The organism is Thiococcus pfennigii (genome assembly GCF_016583835.1).
Lineage (GTDB): Bacteria > Pseudomonadota > Gammaproteobacteria > Chromatiales > Chromatiaceae > Thiococcus > Thiococcus pfennigii.
Genome location: NZ_NRRW01000014.1, coordinates 43,057 through 58,175 on the forward strand (window position 1 = coordinate 43,057; position 15,119 = coordinate 58,175).

Annotated in this window: 16 protein-coding genes, 1 tRNA gene and 1 other RNA gene; 9 read left to right on the plus strand and 9 right to left on the minus strand. The window is 69.7% G+C overall.

The window, feature by feature from the left end; genetic code table 11:
• The 4 genes from mraZ to CKO41_RS06915 all read right to left on the minus strand — a co-directional run bounded on the left by mraZ (nt 1) and on the right by CKO41_RS06915 (nt 2,563).
• On the minus strand, nt 1-456 hold the full coding sequence (gene mraZ / locus CKO41_RS06900; protein ID WP_200249473.1) for a division/cell wall cluster transcriptional repressor MraZ: 456 nt from the start codon (nt 454-456) through the stop codon (nt 1-3).
• 278 nt (nt 457-734) lie between these two features.
• Nucleotides 735-1,112, minus strand: an RNA gene (gene rnpB, locus CKO41_RS06905) — RNase P RNA component class A.
• Nucleotides 1,113-1,181: 69 nt separating this feature from the next.
• Entirely contained in the window at nt 1,182-1,934 is a 753-nt protein-coding gene (locus tag CKO41_RS06910; RefSeq protein WP_200381652.1) for an adenosylcobinamide-GDP ribazoletransferase, read from the minus strand.
• A complete protein-coding gene (locus CKO41_RS06915) occupies nt 1,934-2,563 on the minus strand; it encodes a histidine phosphatase family protein (RefSeq protein ID WP_200249477.1) in 630 nt (209 codons plus the stop codon). The genes CKO41_RS06910 and CKO41_RS06915 overlap by 1 nt, the downstream gene beginning before the upstream one ends.
• Nucleotides 2,564-2,702: 139 nt before the next feature.
• On the opposite strand from CKO41_RS06915, the gene CKO41_RS06920 reads away from it, so the two are divergent.
• The 3 genes from CKO41_RS06920 (at nt 2,703) to CKO41_RS06930 (ending at nt 5,212) form a co-directional block, all read left to right on the plus strand.
• Nucleotides 2,703-3,167 carry a MaoC/PaaZ C-terminal domain-containing protein gene (locus tag CKO41_RS06920; RefSeq protein ID WP_200381653.1) on the plus strand — a complete coding sequence of 155 codons (465 nt, stop codon included), beginning with the start codon at nt 2,703-2,705 and terminating at the stop codon, nt 3,165-3,167.
• A 122-nt stretch (nt 3,168-3,289) separates the two neighbouring features.
• The gene (locus CKO41_RS06925) at nt 3,290-4,177 is read left to right on the plus strand and encodes an ABC transporter ATP-binding protein (protein ID WP_200249479.1); all 888 of its coding nucleotides are present in this window, start codon (nt 3,290-3,292) and stop codon (nt 4,175-4,177) included.
• Between the two features lie 3 nt (nt 4,178-4,180).
• On the plus strand, nt 4,181-5,212 hold the full coding sequence (locus tag CKO41_RS06930) for an ABC transporter permease (RefSeq protein ID WP_200249480.1): 1,032 nt from the start codon (nt 4,181-4,183) through the stop codon (nt 5,210-5,212).
• Nucleotides 5,213-5,219: 7 nt separating this feature from the next.
• Here CKO41_RS06930 and CKO41_RS06935 read toward each other — a convergent pair whose 3' ends face one another.
• The 5 genes from CKO41_RS06935 to hemA form a co-directional block, all read right to left on the minus strand.
• On the minus strand, nt 5,220-5,966 hold the full coding sequence (locus CKO41_RS06935; RefSeq protein WP_200249512.1) for a HesA/MoeB/ThiF family protein: 747 nt from the start codon (nt 5,964-5,966) through the stop codon (nt 5,220-5,222).
• Nucleotides 5,967-6,009: 43 nt separating this feature from the next.
• Nucleotides 6,010-6,417, minus strand: coding sequence for a hypothetical protein (locus CKO41_RS06940; RefSeq protein ID WP_200249481.1), 408 nt, complete (start codon nt 6,415-6,417; stop codon nt 6,010-6,012).
• 75 nt (nt 6,418-6,492) lie between these two features.
• Nucleotides 6,493-7,350 carry a peptide chain release factor N(5)-glutamine methyltransferase gene (gene prmC / locus CKO41_RS06945; RefSeq protein WP_338113704.1) on the minus strand — a complete coding sequence of 286 codons (858 nt, stop codon included), beginning with the start codon at nt 7,348-7,350 and terminating at the stop codon, nt 6,493-6,495.
• A 17-nt stretch (nt 7,351-7,367) separates the two neighbouring features.
• A complete protein-coding gene (gene prfA, locus CKO41_RS06950) occupies nt 7,368-8,450 on the minus strand; it encodes a peptide chain release factor 1 (protein ID WP_200249483.1) in 1,083 nt (360 codons plus the stop codon).
• On the minus strand, nt 8,447-9,718 hold the full coding sequence (gene hemA / locus CKO41_RS06955) for a glutamyl-tRNA reductase (RefSeq protein WP_200249484.1): 1,272 nt from the start codon (nt 9,716-9,718) through the stop codon (nt 8,447-8,449). The genes prfA and hemA overlap by 4 nt, the downstream gene beginning before the upstream one ends.
• A 198-nt stretch (nt 9,719-9,916) precedes the next feature.
• On the opposite strand from hemA, the gene CKO41_RS06960 reads away from it, so the two are divergent.
• From CKO41_RS06960 to pth, 6 genes are all read left to right on the plus strand, one after another.
• Nucleotides 9,917-11,653, plus strand: coding sequence for a tetratricopeptide repeat protein (locus tag CKO41_RS06960; RefSeq protein WP_200381654.1), 1,737 nt, complete (start codon nt 9,917-9,919; stop codon nt 11,651-11,653).
• Entirely contained in the window at nt 11,650-12,504 is an 855-nt protein-coding gene (gene ispE, locus CKO41_RS06965; RefSeq protein WP_200249488.1) for a 4-(cytidine 5'-diphospho)-2-C-methyl-D-erythritol kinase, read from the plus strand. The genes CKO41_RS06960 and ispE overlap by 4 nt, the downstream gene beginning before the upstream one ends.
• A gap of 5 nt (nt 12,505-12,509) precedes the next feature.
• Nucleotides 12,510-12,584 (plus strand) — tRNA-Gln (locus tag CKO41_RS06970).
• A gap of 128 nt (nt 12,585-12,712) precedes the next feature.
• On the plus strand, nt 12,713-13,666 hold the full coding sequence (locus CKO41_RS06975) for a ribose-phosphate diphosphokinase (protein WP_338113705.1): 954 nt from the start codon (nt 12,713-12,715) through the stop codon (nt 13,664-13,666).
• Between the two features lie 173 nt (nt 13,667-13,839).
• Entirely contained in the window at nt 13,840-14,457 is a 618-nt protein-coding gene (locus CKO41_RS06980; RefSeq protein ID WP_200249489.1) for a 50S ribosomal protein L25/general stress protein Ctc, read from the plus strand.
• 59 nt (nt 14,458-14,516) lie between these two features.
• A complete protein-coding gene (gene pth, locus CKO41_RS06985) occupies nt 14,517-15,104 on the plus strand; it encodes an aminoacyl-tRNA hydrolase (protein WP_200249490.1) in 588 nt (195 codons plus the stop codon).
• The last annotated feature ends 15 nt before the right edge of the window (nt 15,105-15,119 follow it).

A 15,119-nucleotide genomic window follows, 5' to 3' on the forward strand; every position in this document is an offset into this window, starting at 1 on the left:
TCAGAGGACCAACGAAGCCAGGTCGGGATCCGAGGCGAAGTCGTCTGGATCGATCGATTCCTGCCAATCCCTGCAGCGCAGATCCCATTTGTCTTCGTCCCAGATCTCGATCTTGTCGACCTGACCGACCATCGCTACCCGCTTGTCGAGCCCCGCGTATTCGCGCAGCTTCGCCGGCAAGAGGACACGCCCTTGACCATCGATGTCCACGTCATGGGCGTTGCCAATCAGCAGACGCTTCAGGTTGCGGACGGACGGCTTGAGCGACGGGAGTTGCCGAAGCTTCTGTTCGATCCGGATCCATTCAGGCTCCGGATAGAGCGCGACACAATGGTCGGGGTCTTTCGTGAAGACGAGCCGGGAGACCTCAGCGGACTGCAAATGCTCGCGAAACCTCGCCGGCACGGCGAGACGCCCTTTCGCGTCGAGGCTGACACTGTAGGTCCCCCGGAACACGGCGCCCCCGCAGGAAGATTCCCCGTTTTCTCCCACTCCCCCCCACTTCGATACCCATGTTAGACACGGCCTTACCTCTCGTCAAGGACAGCATTTCGCTTTTTGGGGTTTTCCCTCAAACACTTATATTCGAGAATCAAGGCACAGTCCCAGCAATCAGCGAGACACGCTTTTCAAGACGATAGACGCATCAGCTCAGGCGAAATCGAGTTTGCGACGGGTCGCCACCGGGTCTGGCCCGACGACGCGGATGGGGCGATGACGGGGTGGGGAGGAGTGGAGGGAGTCAGCCTGTAAGCCGGGTTCTGTCGTGGACAGCCATTCATCTGGGACCCGCGTCACCGCGGGCCTCGAGCGACCTACCCGGGGACACATGCGGGCCGCATGTCGCGACCGAGGCCGCAAGCCCCCCTATTTGGTCTTGCTCCGGGTGGGGTTTGCCCTGCCGGACCTGTTACCAGGGCCGCGGTGCGCTCTTACCGCACCATTTCACCCTTACCGCCCCGTCGCACGACGGGGGTAGGCGGTATCTTTTCTGTGGCACTTTCCGTGGGCTCGCGCCCCCCAGGCGTTACCTGGCACCCTGCCCTGCGGAGCCCGGACTTTCCTCCCCTTCGCGCCGAGGTGGCCGAAGGAGCGACTGTCCGGCCGACTCCCGCCGCTAGTCTACTCTCGGGCGCCGAGCGAATCCACAAGGCCGTAACAATCCCCACGGCGCACACCGCTCACGGCCGCACCAGCACCAGGGCGACGAGCGCCAGGGCCTCGATCAGCTCGACCAGGGCGCCGGCCGTATCGCCGGTGAAGCCATCGAGCCGCCGCATCACGGCCCGGCGCCACCAGAAGAAGAGGCCGACAGCGACGAGGATGGCGAGGTAGCCGGCACCGCCGCCGAGCGCCAGCACGACACCGAGCGAGACCGCAAAGACGACGCGCGCCGGGCCTCGCGGCAGGCAGCGGGCGCTCGCAGCGGCCATGCCCTGAGTGCGGGCGTAGGGGGTCGTGAGCAGCACCAGGAGGAGGACCGCGCGCGCGAGCAGCGGCACCCAGAGCAAGTAGGCGGCCTGCCCGGCGGCGAGCAGTGCCTGGAGCGCGGACCACTTGGTCAGGAGCAATAGCCCGACGACGACGACCCCCATGGCACCGGCGCGCGGGTCGCGCATGATCTCGAGCGTGCGCTCACGGCTGCCCAGGCCGCCCAGCCAGCCGTCGGCGGCGTCGCTCAGGCCGTCGAGGTGCAGACCGCCGGTCAACCAGACCCACAGGCACAGGAGCAGGACCGCGCCGACCACGACCGGGGCCTCGCCCAGGACCAGCCCCGCCAACCACAGCGGGGCGCCGATGAGCAGGCCAGCCAACGGATAGAAGAGGGCCGACCGGCCGACGTCGCGCTCGTCGACGACCCCCGGATCGGGTAGCGGCAGCCGGGTCAGGAAACGGCCGGCAGTCAGGCCGGCGATCAACAGCGTACGCCCCATCAGCGGGCCCTCCCGTGCGCGACCAGGCTCGGCTCGCCGAGGACGGCCGGGATCCGCAGCCGACTCAGGCAGGCGTGGGGCACCTCGAGGAAGAGCAGGTGGCTCGGCGGCATCCCGAGCACGGCGCCGAGCAGGACCCGGATGATGCCACCGTGGGTAATCAAGAGGAGGCGCTCGGCGTCCTGCGCTCGGAGCCGCCGCCAAGCGACGAGGGTCCGCGCCTGGAGCGCCGCGAAGGGCTCCGCACCCGGCGGCGTGTAGCCCACTGGGTCGGCCCAGAAACGCGAGAGGTCCTCGATCGGGATCTCGGCGGCGCTCCGCCCCTCCCATTCGCCGAAATCGCGCTCGCCGACCTCGGGCCAGACCTCGAGCGGGACGCCGAGCCGCCCGGCCAGGTCCTCGCCGAAGGCCGCGCAGCGGCGCGCCGGCGAGGTCAGGATCCGCTCCCAGGCCCCCTCGGCGACGGCCGCGCGCATCTGGGCCCAGCCCGCGGGGCTCAACTGATCGTCCTGTACGCCGCGAAAGCGCGCCCCGCCAAGGGTCTCCCCGTGGCGCAACAGATCGACGAAGCGATCGCCGCCCACCTCGCTCGTCGCCACCGCGGCGGCGCTCGCCTGTCCTGCCGACATCTTGCCCGACCCAACGAAAAGCGCGGAGTATAGCAGCCTTCACGGCACGGTCCGGCGCCGCCCACCGAGCACGGCCACCCCGGCCGGGTAGGTTTCTGGGATAATCCGCCGCTCGTGAGCCGAACGAGGAGGTCTCGCCGTGTCATCGACCCAATGCCTGACGGCCGCCATGCTCGAGGTGGGCATGCGTCACGTCGCCCGCCTGAGCTTCACCCGCGAGCAGGTCGCCCAGTACTGCGCGCTGACCGGCGACCACAACGCGATCCACCGCGATCCCGAGGCGGCGCGCCTGCGCTTCCCTGAGATCGGCGACATCGTCGTGCCAGGCGGCCTGATCCAGACGACCGTCTCGGGCCTCTTCGCCACGCAACTGCCCGGCGACGGCTCGCTCGGACTCACGTTCGTCCCCGAGCGACTGCGCCAACCCGTCTGCCCGGACGAGGAGATCCAGGTCGCACTGGAGATCACGCGGATCCGCGGCGGCATCGTCGAGCTCGAGGTGACCGTCGACGACCGCGCCGGCCGCCGCGTGACCAGTGCCAAGGCCAAGGTCCTCCCCCCGGATGAGACCTACCGGCAATGGTGGCAGGCACAGCATCGATGAGAGGCGAGGGTCGACGGGCCTGACGTACCGATCGCCCACCGACTGCCAGGCGGCGCACCCCGGCACAGGGATGGCTCGTTGCCGCCTGCCTAGCGAGACCCACCGAGACCTTTGAGCACCTCATGACCGCCGACACCCTCATCGAGGCCCGCGACCTGGTCCGCACCTACCCCGGCGTGCGGGCCGTCGATGGGATCAGCTTTCGGGTCCAACGCGGCCAGTGCTTCGGGCTGCTCGGACCGAACGGCGCCGGCAAGACGACGACGCTCGAGATGCTCGAGGGTATCCAGACGCCCTCCGCCGGAACCATCCTGTTCGAAGGCCGCCCGCTCGACCAGGGGTACCGCCAAGTCGTCGGCATCCAGTTCCAGGCGACGGCCCTGCAGGACTTCCAGACGGTACGCGAGTCGCTGCGGATGTTCGCGAGCCTCTACCGGCGCACCGCCGACCTCGCCGAGCTGATCGCGCTGTGCAACCTCGGGGAGATCCTCGAGCGCGACACCCGCCGCCTCTCCGGCGGGCAGCGCCAGCGGCTGCTCCTCGCGATCGCGCTGGTCAATGATCCCGCCCTGATCTTCCTCGACGAGCCGACGACCGGTCTCGACCCCCAGTCGCGGCGCAACTTCTGGGGCCTGATCGAGACGGTGCGCCGCCGCGGCAAGACCATCCTGCTCACGACCCACTACATGGAGGAGGCCCAGCGCCTCTGCGACGAGGTCGCGATCGTCGACCACGGCCGGATCATCGCCCAAGGCCGCCCGCTGGCGCTCGTGCGCCAGCACTTCCCGGCGGCCGTCGTCCGGCTGCCGGCCGCGGCCTGGCCGACCGACGCGCCGTTGCCGGCCGGGGCGGAGCCGCGCGACGGGACGCTGGAGCTCTATACCGACGAGGTCCCACCGCTCTTGGAGCACCTCGAGCGGATCGGCGCCGACCTCAACGAACTCAAGGTCCAGACGCCGACCCTCGAGGACCTGTTCCTCAAGCTCACCGGCCATACCCTGAGGGCCTAGCCAATGTGGCGCCGCATCCTCGCGATCTTCATCGCCCGCAACCGGGAGTTCTACCGCGACACCGCCGGGCTCGCCTGGAACATCCTGATGCCGATCATGATGGTGCTCGGCTTCGCCTTCATCTTCCACGGCGAGCCGGCCGATTCCCTGAAGGTCGGCGTGGTCACGGCCGACGGCGAACTCGGCGGCGCGCCCTCGCCGTTCCTCGGGCTGCGCCATATCCGCTTCGTCCCGCTCACCGACCCGGCCGCCGGCATCGCCAAGGTCGAACGCCACCAACTCGACCTGCTGCTCGATCTGCGCGCCGCCCCGGCCTACTGGGTCAACATCAACTCGGCCAACGGCTACATCGCCGAACGCCTCCTCCAGGCCAGTTATGGGACCCCGTCGGGCGCAGCGGACGAGGCGCCACAGCGCCGCCCGGTGACCGGCGAGGCGCTGCGCTACGCCGACTGGGTCCTGCCCGGGATCCTCGCGATGAACGTCATGTTCAGCAGCCTCTGGGGGGTCGGCTGGGTCGTCGTGCGCTATCGCAAGAACGGCGTCCTGCGCCGGCTCAAGGCGACGCCGCTACGCCCGTTCGAGTTCCTGACCGCCCAGGTCCTCTCGCGGCTCGTCGTCGTGCTCGGCGCGAGCCTGATCGTCTATGTCGGCGCCGAGGCGCTGCTCGACTTCCCGATGCGCGGCTCCTACCCGGCGCTCGCCCTCGTCTATACCGCCGGCGCCCTCTGCATGATCAGTCTCGGGCTGATCGTCGCGGCGCGCCTGCGCACCGAGGAACTCGCCGACGGGATCCTGAACCTGGTCTCCTGGCCGATGCTGCTGCTCTCGGGGGTCTGGTTCTCGCTCGATGGCGCGAGCCCGGCCGCCCAGGCCGTCTCCCAACTGCTGCCGCTGACCCACCTGGTCGAGGCGGCGCGGCGCATCATGATCGACGGCGCCGGCGTCCTGGAGGTCCTGCCCGAGGTGGCCCTCCTCGCCGGCCTCGCGCTCGCCTTGCTCGCGCTCGCGGCCCGCCTGTTCCGGTGGGAATGAGGCGCCCTCAGCGGCGCGCCGCGCAGACCGGGCAGCGCGGATCGGCGCCCAGGCGCAGGCGGCGCCAGTCCATCGTCAGCGCATCGAGGACGAGCAGGTGGCCGAAGAGGGGTTCGCCGAGACCGGCGAGGACCTTGAGCGCCTCGGTCGCCTGGATGCTGCCGATGATGCCGACGAGGGGTGCCAAGACGCCGTTGGCCGAGCAGGTCTCATCCTCGCCCCCGTCGCGCGGGTAGAGGCACTGATAGCAGGGGCCGCCGGGGCGCCCCGAGAAGACGGCCACCTGGCCCTCGGTGCGGATCGCAGCCCCGGAGACCAGCGGCACGCCGGCCGCGCAGCAGGCGTCGTTGACGGCGAAGCGGGTCGCGAAGTTGTCGCTGCCGTCGACGACCAGGTCGACGCCGGCGACGAGCGCGGGGAGGTTGGCCGCGCTCAGGCGCTCGCCGACACCCTCGAGGCGGATCTCGGGATTGAGCGCCGCCAGCGTGCGGCGCGCCGAGTCGACCTTGGCGAGACCGACCCGCTCGGTGGTGTGCAGGATCTGGCGTTGGAGGTTCGAGAGGTCGACCCGATCGGCGTCGGCGAGGATCAGATGGCCGACACCGGCCGCGGCCAGGTACATCGCCACCGGCGAGCCCAAGCCACCGAGACCGACGACGAGCACGCGGGCACCGAGCAGGCGCCGCTGGCCCTCGTAGCCGAGCCCAGGTAGCAGGATCTGACGGGCATAGCGCAGCAGTTGCGCATCGCTCAGCGGCGGCATCACCGCCGCGCCGCCCCCCGTCACGGACAAGGGCTCACAGATAGCGGCGCCAGTGCTCCGGGCGATGGTCGCGCAGCGAGTGGTCGAGATTCTCGTAGCGCGTCACGAAGACTTTCTGTGTGCTGTCCAGCTGGTTGTGCTCGCAGCAGCTATTGGCCCGATAGGTATCCTCCGTGTAATACCAGAGGGCCCGCTTGAGCCGGTAGCCGAGCGGCGCATCCAGGTGCAGCCCAAGGTCGGTCAGCGCCTTCTCGATCTCTTCGAGCTTGGTGTAGACCAGATCGTAGGTCACCTTCAGCAGCAGCGGCGTCGGCGGATGCACCTCGACGATACCCGGGGCCTCGGCAAGGAATTCGGCCGCCGTATGCGCCTGCCGCGGATTCGGGTGCACGGGATCGAAGGCGATCTGCCGATGCTTGATACGGTCGTTGTCGATTTCCATAGTAGGCGTATCCTAATCGAAGATACGAAATAGTTACGATTGAATTTATCTATAAAAGACCAAGGCATTGGCCGATCACGCACGGCCCTCCGCCCACCACCCGCAGGTCACCCGCTCCTGCCCCGCCAGGTCCCGCCGGGTGGCGACCCCCTGCAGCCCGGCCGCGGCGAACAGGGCGCGCACGGCCGGCCCCTGGTCCCAGCCGTGCTCGAGGGCGAGCAGGCCACCAGGGCGCACGATGGCCGCCGCCCGCGCGAGGATCGCGCGGATCGCGTCGAGGCCATCGACCCCGGCCGCGAGGGCCTGGCGGGGCTCGTAGTCCAACCCGCCGCGCCTCAGGTGGGGATCGTCGTCGCAGACGTAGGGCGGGTTGCCGAAGACGGCGTCGCAAGAGGCGGGGGCGAACGGCGCGAGCCAGTCGCCGCGCACGAGGGCGACGTTGGCGAGCCCGTGGGCCGCGACGTTCGCCGCGGCGACGGCCAGGGCCGCCGGGCAGCGGTCCGTCGCCACGAGCTGCCAACGCGGCCGCTCGCTGGCGAGTGCCGCGGCGACGGCCCCGCTGCCGGTGCCGAGATCGACGACCCGCAGCCGCGCCTCGCCGGGCAGCCTCTCGAGCGCCAACTCGACGAGCAGCTCGGTCTCGGGGCGCGGGATCAGGGTGGCAGGCGTGACCTGCAGGTCGAGGGTCCAGAAGGGCTGGCGACCGCGCAGATACGCGAAGGGCTCGCCGCCGGCGCGCCGCTCGAGCAGCGCGAGGAAGTGGCCCGCGACCGGTTCGGGCACAGGGCGCTCGGGCCACGCCATGAGTTGGGCGCGGCTCAGCCGCGTCGCCAGCACGAGCAGCCGCTCGGCCTCCGAACGGGGATCGATGTCGGGCAGATGACCGAGTCGGGCCGCACCCTGGGCAATGGCGTCACCGATGGTCTCGGCCATGGTCATCTCCGGCTGGGTCAGCCGCCCTCCGCGATCGCCGCGAGCTGCTCGGCCTGATACTCCTCGAGCAAGGGGTCGATTACCTGATCGAGCTGGCCGGTCATGATCTCGTCGAGCTTATAGAGGGTCAGGTTGATGCGGTGATCCGTCAGCCGGTTCTGCGGGAAATTATAGGTGCGGATGCGCTCGGAGCGGTCGCCGCTGCCGACCTGGAGGCGACGCGACTGGGATTGGGCATCGACCTGGGCCGCCTGGGCCTGAGACAGGAGCCTGGCCTGGAGCAACGCCATCGCCCGAGCGCGGTTCTTGTGCTGGGAGCGCTCGTCCTGGCACTCGACGACGATGCCGCTCGGCAGGTGGGTGAGCCGGATCGCCGAATCCGTCTTGTTCACGTGCTGGCCGCCGGCCCCCGATGCCCGATAGGTGTCGATGCGCAGGTCGTTCGGGTTGATCTCGACCTCATCGATCAGCTCGGCCTCCGGCAGCACGGCGACCGTGCAGGCCGATGTATGTACGCGCCCCTGCGATTCGGTCTCCGGCACCCGCTGGACGCGATGAGCGCCAGGCTCGAATTTGAGCCGCGAATAGACCCCGCGCCCACTGATGCGGGCGATGACCTCCTTGTAGCCACCCTGCTCGCCCGGGCTCTCGCTGACGAGTTCGCTGCCCCAGCCGCGCACCTCGGCGTAGCGCAGATACATCCGCAGCAGGTCACCAGCGAACAGCGCCGCCTCGGCGCCGCCGGTGCCGGCTCGCACCTCGAGGAACACGTTGCGTTCGTCGTTGGGGTCCGCCGGTATCAGCAGTCGCTGCAGGAGGGGCTCGAGCGCGATGCGCCGCTCGCGGGCCGCGGCCAATTCCTCGCGCGCCAGGGCCGCCATCTCGGGATCGGCGAGCAGCTCCTCGGCACCGGCGACCTCGGCCTCGATCTGCTGATAGCGGCCGAAGCAGGTCGCGACCGGCTCGATCTGGGCATATTCCTGACTCAAGACCCGGAAGCGACCCTGGTCGCCCTGGGTCGCCGGATCGGCCAGGAGTGCGGTGACCTCGATGTAGCGCTCGACAAGCCGCTCCAGCTTGGAGCGGAGGGAGGGGTTCATCTTGCCGACTTGATGTCTTCGCTGAGTTGTAGGAGCTCGTTGGCGGCGTTCAGCAACTCGAGATTCCCCTCGCGGCCGGCCTGGCGCAGCCGGGTGCTCGGGATGTGCAACAGCTTGTTGGTCAGCGTATGGGCCAGGTAGCCGAGCACATCGGCAGCCGGCTTGCCGCCCTCGATCTGTCGCAGCGCCCGAACGAGGACCTCGTCGCGGACCTGCTCGGCGCGCCGCCGGTAGTCCTGGATCAGGCCGACGGCGTCGAGCGAACGCAGCCAGCACATGAATTCTTCGGTGTGGACCTCGATGATCTCGGCGGCCTGTTCGGCGGCCTGCTGGCGCGAGCGCATCCCTTCGTCGACGACCCCCTGGAGATCGTCGACCGTGTAGAGGTAGACGTCGCTGAGCTCGCCGACCTCGGGCTCGATATCGCGCGGCACGGCGATGTCGACCATGAAGATCGGGCGGTGCTTGCGCTTCTTCAGGGCCCGTTCGACGGTACCCTTGCCGAGGACCGGCAGCGGACTCGCGGTCGAGGAGATGACGATGTCGGCCTCGGGCAGGTGGTCGGCGATCTCGGTGAGGCCGATCGCGAAGCCGTTGAACTGCTCGGCCAGCGCGTGGGCACGCTCGATGGTGCGATTGGCGACGATGATCCGCCCGAGCTGATGCTGGCGCAGGTGCCGAGCGGCGAGCTCGATGGTCTCCCCGGCGCCGACCAGCAAGGCCGTCTGGTTGGACAGGTCACTGAAGATCTGACGCGCGAGGCTGACCGCAGCGAAGGCGACCGACACCGGGCTGGAGCCGATCGCAGTGTCGGTGCGGACCTGCTTGGCGACCGAGAAGGTGTGCTGGAACAGCCGCCCGAGCAGCTTGCCGACGGTGCCGCAATCGCAGGCGGTCTGGAACGACGACTTGACCTGGCCGAGGATCTGCGGCTCGCCGAGGACCATCGAGTCGAGTCCGCTCGCGACCTGCAGCAGGTGGCGGACCGCGCCCTGGTCGACGTGGGTATAGAGGAAGGGCGAGATCCGCTCGCTCTCCATGCCGTGAAAACTGCCCAGCCAGGCCTTCACGCCCTCCTCGGCCGGCGGATGGATCGCACAATAGATCTCGGTGCGATTGCAGGTCGAGAGGATCGCGGCCTCGTCGATACCGGCCCGCTCGGTCAGGCTGCGCAGGGCACCTGCGATGATGTCGGGGCCGAAGGTGATCCGTTCGCGGATGTCGATCGGCGCTGTCTTGTGGTTGAGACCGAGGGCGAGGAGCGTCATGGGCAGCTACGTCGGTTGAAACATCCTACGAAATTCTTGGCCATCGGCGCCCAAGATGCAAGCCGTCATTGCGCGGTCACGACGAGGCGCCGCCCCATCGGGGATGCCACGGCGACTTCCGCGCCGCGAAACCCGGCGGTTATACTGGCCGACAATCGATCATCGAACCGGCGCCACCGCCAGACCCCTTCCCGAGCGATGAATCCCCACTTTGGCCTCATCCCCCTGCTCGCCGTCGTCCTAGCCGGCACGCCACCCGGCACCGCGGTCGCGGCAGCGGCAGCGGCAGCGCACGAGGCGCCCGACCCGGCCGGCGACGCCAGACCCCAGGTCGAACTGACCGGCGACCTGCTCTATGCGATCCTCCTCGCGGAGATCGCCGATCAGCGCGCCGACCCCTGGATGGCCTTCGCCCATTATCTCGAGGCGGCAGAGCTGGCCTCGGACCCCCGCCTCGCCGAGCGCGCGACACGCGCCGCGCTCGCGGCCGGCGACCCGGGCGCCGCCCGCAAGGCCTTGGGCCTCTGGCTGAAGCTGGCACCCGAGGCGATCGCCGGACAACTGCTCGCCGCCCATGTCGCGATGCTGCTCGGGGCCGACGCGCAGGCCAAGGGGCACCTGCGCCGCGTCGTCGACCTGCTCCGCCCCGCCGGTCGCGACGGCTTTCTCGGGCTCGCCGCGCTGGTCGCCACGATCGAGCCCGCCACGGCGCGCGTCGCGCTGATGCGCGCCCTCGTCGCCGAGGACGCCGAGAACGCCGCCGCCCAGTACGCGCTCGCGCTCGTCGCCGCCGATATCAGGGACTACGAGCGGGCGGTCGCGGCGACGCGCCGAGCGATCGCGCTCGATCGAGACTGGGATCAGCCGCGCATCCTCCTGGTGCGACTGCTGATCGCCCAGGGCCAGCGGTCGCAGGCGCGCGAGGTCTTGGCACAGTTCATCGATAGCACCCCGAACGACCATGTCCTGCGCATGCTCTATGCGCAACTCCTCGTCGAGGAACGCGAGTTCTCCGATGCCCGCAACGTCTTCGAGCGGATGCTGCGCGATACGCCGAAGGAGCCGGACGTCCTGTTCGCGATCGCCATCCTGTCGCTGCAACTGGAGGACGCGGAGGCCGCCCGCGGCTACTTCGAACGCCTCTACGCGACCGGCCAGCGGCGCGACGATGCGGCCCTCTATCTCGGGCAGATCGCGGAGGCCGCCGGCGAGCTCGACGAGGCGCTGGACTGGTACGCCAAGGTCGAGGGCGAGGCCGCCCTCGACGCCCAGGTACGTAGCGCCAACGTCCAGGTCACCCGCGGGGAGATCGCCAAGGCCCGCGAGGGACTCGCGCAGCTCCGCGACCAACGGCCCGAGCATGCGAGAAGCCTCTTCTTGATCGAGGGCGAACTGCTGCAGGAGGCACACCGGCCCGAGCTGGCGATGGAGGTCTTCGACCGCGCCCTCGCCGAGTATCCGGGCGATCAGGACCTGCTCTACGCCCGCGGGCTCCTCGGCGCGAGCCTGGGACAGATCGAGGTCCTCGAGCGCGACATGCGCGCCATCATCGCCGCCAACCCGGATCAGGCCGAGGCGCTCAATGCGCTCGGCTACACGCTGGCCGACCGCACCGATCGCCACCAAGAGGCCCACGCCCTCATCGAGCGCGCGTTGGCGCTGAAGCCCGAGGACCCGGCGGTGCTCGACAGCATGGGCTGGGTCCTCTTCCGGATGGGCCGCCACCAGGAGGCGCTCGACTATCTGCGCCGCGCTCACGAGCGACTGTCCGATGGCGAGATCGCCGCTCACCTCGGCGAGGTCCTCTGGGCCACCGGCCAGCGCACCGAGGCATGGCGGATCTGGGACGAGGCCCAGGCGGAGCACCCCGGCCACGCCTACCTCGAGGCCGTCATCGAACGCCACCGCTACTCGCGCCCGGACACCCCCAGATGAGAGACCCCGACGCCTGGCAACGGCCCTGGCCGGCCCCAGCCAAACTCAACCTGATGCTGCGGATCCTCGGGCGGCGCCCCGACGGCTATCACCGCCTGCAGACCGTCTTCCAGTTCGTCGACCACTGCGACCTGATCCGCTTCCGCCCGCGCGCCGACGGGCACATCGAGCGGACCAGCACGCTGCCCGGCGTGGCCCCCGAGAGCGATCTGGTCGTGCGCGCCGCGCGCCTGCTGCAGGCCGTCTCCGGCTGTCGTCAGGGCGCTGCGATCGACGTCGCCAAGCGCCTGCCGATGGGCGGTGGGCTCGGCGGCGGCAGCTCCGATGCGGCCACGACCCTCGTCGCACTCGATCACCTCTGGGAGACCCATCTCGGCACCGACGCGCTGGCCGAGCTCGGCCTGCAACTGGGCGCTGACGTGCCGGTCTTCGTGCGCGGGCAGGCCGCCTGGGGCGAGGGGGTCGGCGAGGAGCTGGTGCCGCTGGCCTTGCCCGAGCCCTGGTATCTGGTCGTCAGGCCGCCATGCGAGGTCTCGACGGCGGCCATTTTCGGCGACGAAGACTTGACGCGAGACTCTCCGCCGATCACAATAGACGACTTTCTCTCCGGCGAGTCGAGCAACGATTGCCTAGCCGTGGTCGTCCGTCGCTATCCGGAGGTCGCTGCCGCGATGGGGTGGCTGCGTGGCTGGGGTGAGGCCAAGCTCACCGGCACCGGCGCCTGCATCTTCGCCGCCTTCGCGACGCGGGAGCAGGCCCTGACCGCCCACGCCGACGTGCCGCCCGAATGCTCGGCCTTCGTCGCTCGCGGCAGGAGCCGCTCCCCGCTGTTGGAGCGATTGAACGGTTGATCTCGTGGGGCGTCGCCAAGCGGTAAGGCACTGGGTTTTGATCCCAGCATTCCCAGGTTCGAATCCTGGCGCCCCAGCCAACATCGACGCCGTGCGGCGGGCGGTTGACGCCAGCCGCACGGCCGACGCGACGCAGATCTCGTCGCCGGGCGGCTGTGGCAAGGCTTGGCTCCCCGTTGGCCAACCTGCAGAGTGAGGTTTTAGGACCGTGCCGACCAGCCACATGATGGTGTTCTCCGGGAACGCCAACCCGGCGCTCTCCGCCGAGATCGCCTGGCACCTCAACCTGCCGCTCGGCAAGGCCGTCATCGGTCAGTTCAGCGACGGTGAGGTGATGACCGAGATCCAGGACAACGTCCGGGGTCGCGACGTCTTCGTCGTCCAGCCGACCTGCGCCCCCACCAACGACAACCTGATGGAGTTGTTGGTGATGATCGACGCGCTGCGCTGGGCCTCGGCCAAACGCATCACGGCCGTCATCCCCTACTTCGGCTACGCGCGCCAGGATCGGCGGCCGCGTTCGGCCCGCGTGCCGATCACGGCGCGGCTGGTCGCCAAGGCGATCGGCAACGCCGGGGCGGACCGCGTCCTGACCGTCGACCTGCACGCCGACCAGATCCAGGGCTTCTTCGACATCCCCGTCGACAACGTCTATGCCTCGCCGATCCTGCTCGGCGACGTCTGGCGGCAGAAGTACCCGCGGCTGATGGTCGTCTCGCCCGACGTCGGTGGCGTCGTGCGCGCCCGCGCATTGGCCAAGCGTCTCGACGACGCGGATCTGGCGATCATCGACAAGCGCCGGCCGCGACCGAACGAGGCCAAGGTCATGAACATCATCGGCGACGTCGAGGGTCGCTCCTGCGTCCTCGTCGACGACCTCGTCGATACCGCCGGGACCCTGTGCAGCGCCGCCGCAGCGCTGAAGGGGCACGGCGCCGCGCGGGTCGTCGCCTACTGCACCCACCCGGTGCTCTCCGGCCCGGCGGTGGACAACATCCGCGAATCGCAGCTCGACGAGCTGGTGGTGACCAACACCATCCCGCTGCGCCCTGCGGCGCAGGCCTGCGAGAAGATCCGCCAGCTCAGCATCGGTGAACTCCTGGCCGAGACGATCCGGCGCGTCTCGAACGAGGAGTCGGTCAGCTCCTTGTTCGTCGATTGAAGGCCGACGCAGACCGGCCCGCGTGGCCGCGTTCGGCCGATACCGGTGCGGGGCGTCCCGCCCCGCACCGGCGACCATCCCGGGACCCGCGTCCCGGGGCGTGCACCACGGACCTGGTCGCGGGTCCGCGGCGCGTCCGATCCATCATCCTTGAAGCACAACGGAGTACGCCCATGAGCGTGAGCTTTGACGTCATCGGCCTGCCCCGGCAGGACACAGGTAAAGGTGCGAGCCGCCGCCTGCGTCGGACCGGACAGGTACCCGCCATCGTCTATGGCGGCCACAGGGACCCCGAGATGATCTCGGTGTCCCATAGCGAACTGCTGCGCCACCTCAACAACGAGGCCTTCTACTCGCACATCCTCGACCTCCAGGTCGGCGACGCCAAGACCAAGGTGGTCCTCAAGGACATGCAGCGCCACCCGGCCAAGCCCTTCATCCTCCACGTCGACTTCCAGCGCGTCAGCGCCGACGAGAAGATCCGCATGGTCGTGCCGCTGCACTTCGAGAACGAGCAGCAGGCGAAGGGCGTCAAGCTCGGCGGACGGGTCTCCCACGCGATCACCGAGATCGAGATCAGCTGCCTGCCGAAGGATCTGCCCGAGTTCATCGGCATCGACATGACCGAGATGGACGTGGGCGACATCCTGCACATCTCGGAGATCCCGCTGCCGCCGGGCGTCGAACTCGCGCACGCGCCGGACTCCGATGAGCCCGTCGTGATGGTCCACAGCGGTCACGCCGGCGGCGCGATGGGCGAAGAGGGCGAGGAAGGCGAGCCGTCGGCTTGACGGCCGCCTCCCCCGCGGGCCGGCCGCCGGCCGGCCCGCTACGCACGGACGAGGGGCCCATGGCAGACACCGGCATCCGTCTGATCGTCGGCCTGGGCAACCCGGGCCCACAGTACGAAGCGACCCGCCACAATGTCGGGTTCTGGCTCGTCGAGCGCCTGGCGGCGCGCGCGGGCGCCGTCTTTCGCGTCGAGGCGAAGCTGCACGGCCTGGTCTGCCGCCTGACCCTCGCCGGGCGCGATGTGCGCCTCCTCAAGCCCGCGACCTTCATGAACCGCAGCGGCCAGTCGGTCGCCGCCACCGCCCGCTACTTCTCGATCCCGCCCGAGGCCATCCTCATCGCCCACGACGAACTCGACCTGCCGCCGGGTACGGTGCGCCTCAAGCAGGGTGGCGGGCATGCCGGCCACAACGGGCTGCGCGACACGATCGCGCAACTCGGCAGCCGCGACTTCTGGCGCCTGCGCATCGGCATCGGCCACCCGGGCGACAAGGCCCAGGTGGTCGGCTATGTGCTCAACCGCCCGACCCGTGACGAGGGGACGCTGATCATGGACGCGGTCGACGAGGCCGAGCGCAGCCTCCCCGAGGTCGTCGAGGGCGCCTTCCAGCGGGCCATGAACCGCCTCCACGGCCCGAGCCGCTGAGCGGGCCGATCCTCC

What these genes read in the sequence shown, in the direction of transcription:
- ispE (WP_200249488.1), top strand. Translation starts at nt 11,650, where the DNA reads ATGAGAGACCCCGACGCCTGGCAACGGCCCTGGCCGGCCCCAGCCAAA.
- CKO41_RS06980 (WP_200249489.1), top strand. Translation starts at nt 13,840, where the DNA reads ATGAGCGTGAGCTTTGACGTCATCGGCCTGCCCCGGCAGGACACAGGT.
- CKO41_RS06910 (WP_200381652.1), bottom strand. Translation starts at nt 1,934, where the DNA reads ATGGGGCGTACGCTGTTGATCGCCGGCCTGACTGCCGGCCGTTTCCTG.
- hemA (WP_200249484.1), bottom strand. Translation starts at nt 9,718, where the DNA reads ATGACGCTCCTCGCCCTCGGTCTCAACCACAAGACAGCGCCGATCGAC.
- prfA (WP_200249483.1), bottom strand. Translation starts at nt 8,450, where the DNA reads ATGAACCCCTCCCTCCGCTCCAAGCTGGAGCGGCTTGTCGAGCGCTAC.
- CKO41_RS06940 (WP_200249481.1), bottom strand. Translation starts at nt 6,417, where the DNA reads ATGGAAATCGACAACGACCGTATCAAGCATCGGCAGATCGCCTTCGAT.
- prmC (WP_338113704.1), bottom strand. Translation starts at nt 7,350, where the DNA reads ATGGCCGAGACCATCGGTGACGCCATTGCCCAGGGTGCGGCCCGACTC.
- pth (WP_200249490.1), top strand. Translation starts at nt 14,517, where the DNA reads ATGGCAGACACCGGCATCCGTCTGATCGTCGGCCTGGGCAACCCGGGC.
- CKO41_RS06960 (WP_200381654.1), top strand. Translation starts at nt 9,917, where the DNA reads ATGAATCCCCACTTTGGCCTCATCCCCCTGCTCGCCGTCGTCCTAGCC.
- CKO41_RS06930 (WP_200249480.1), top strand. Translation starts at nt 4,181, where the DNA reads ATGTGGCGCCGCATCCTCGCGATCTTCATCGCCCGCAACCGGGAGTTC.
- CKO41_RS06915 (WP_200249477.1), bottom strand. Translation starts at nt 2,563, where the DNA reads ATGTCGGCAGGACAGGCGAGCGCCGCCGCGGTGGCGACGAGCGAGGTG.
- CKO41_RS06925 (WP_200249479.1), top strand. Translation starts at nt 3,290, where the DNA reads ATGACCGCCGACACCCTCATCGAGGCCCGCGACCTGGTCCGCACCTAC.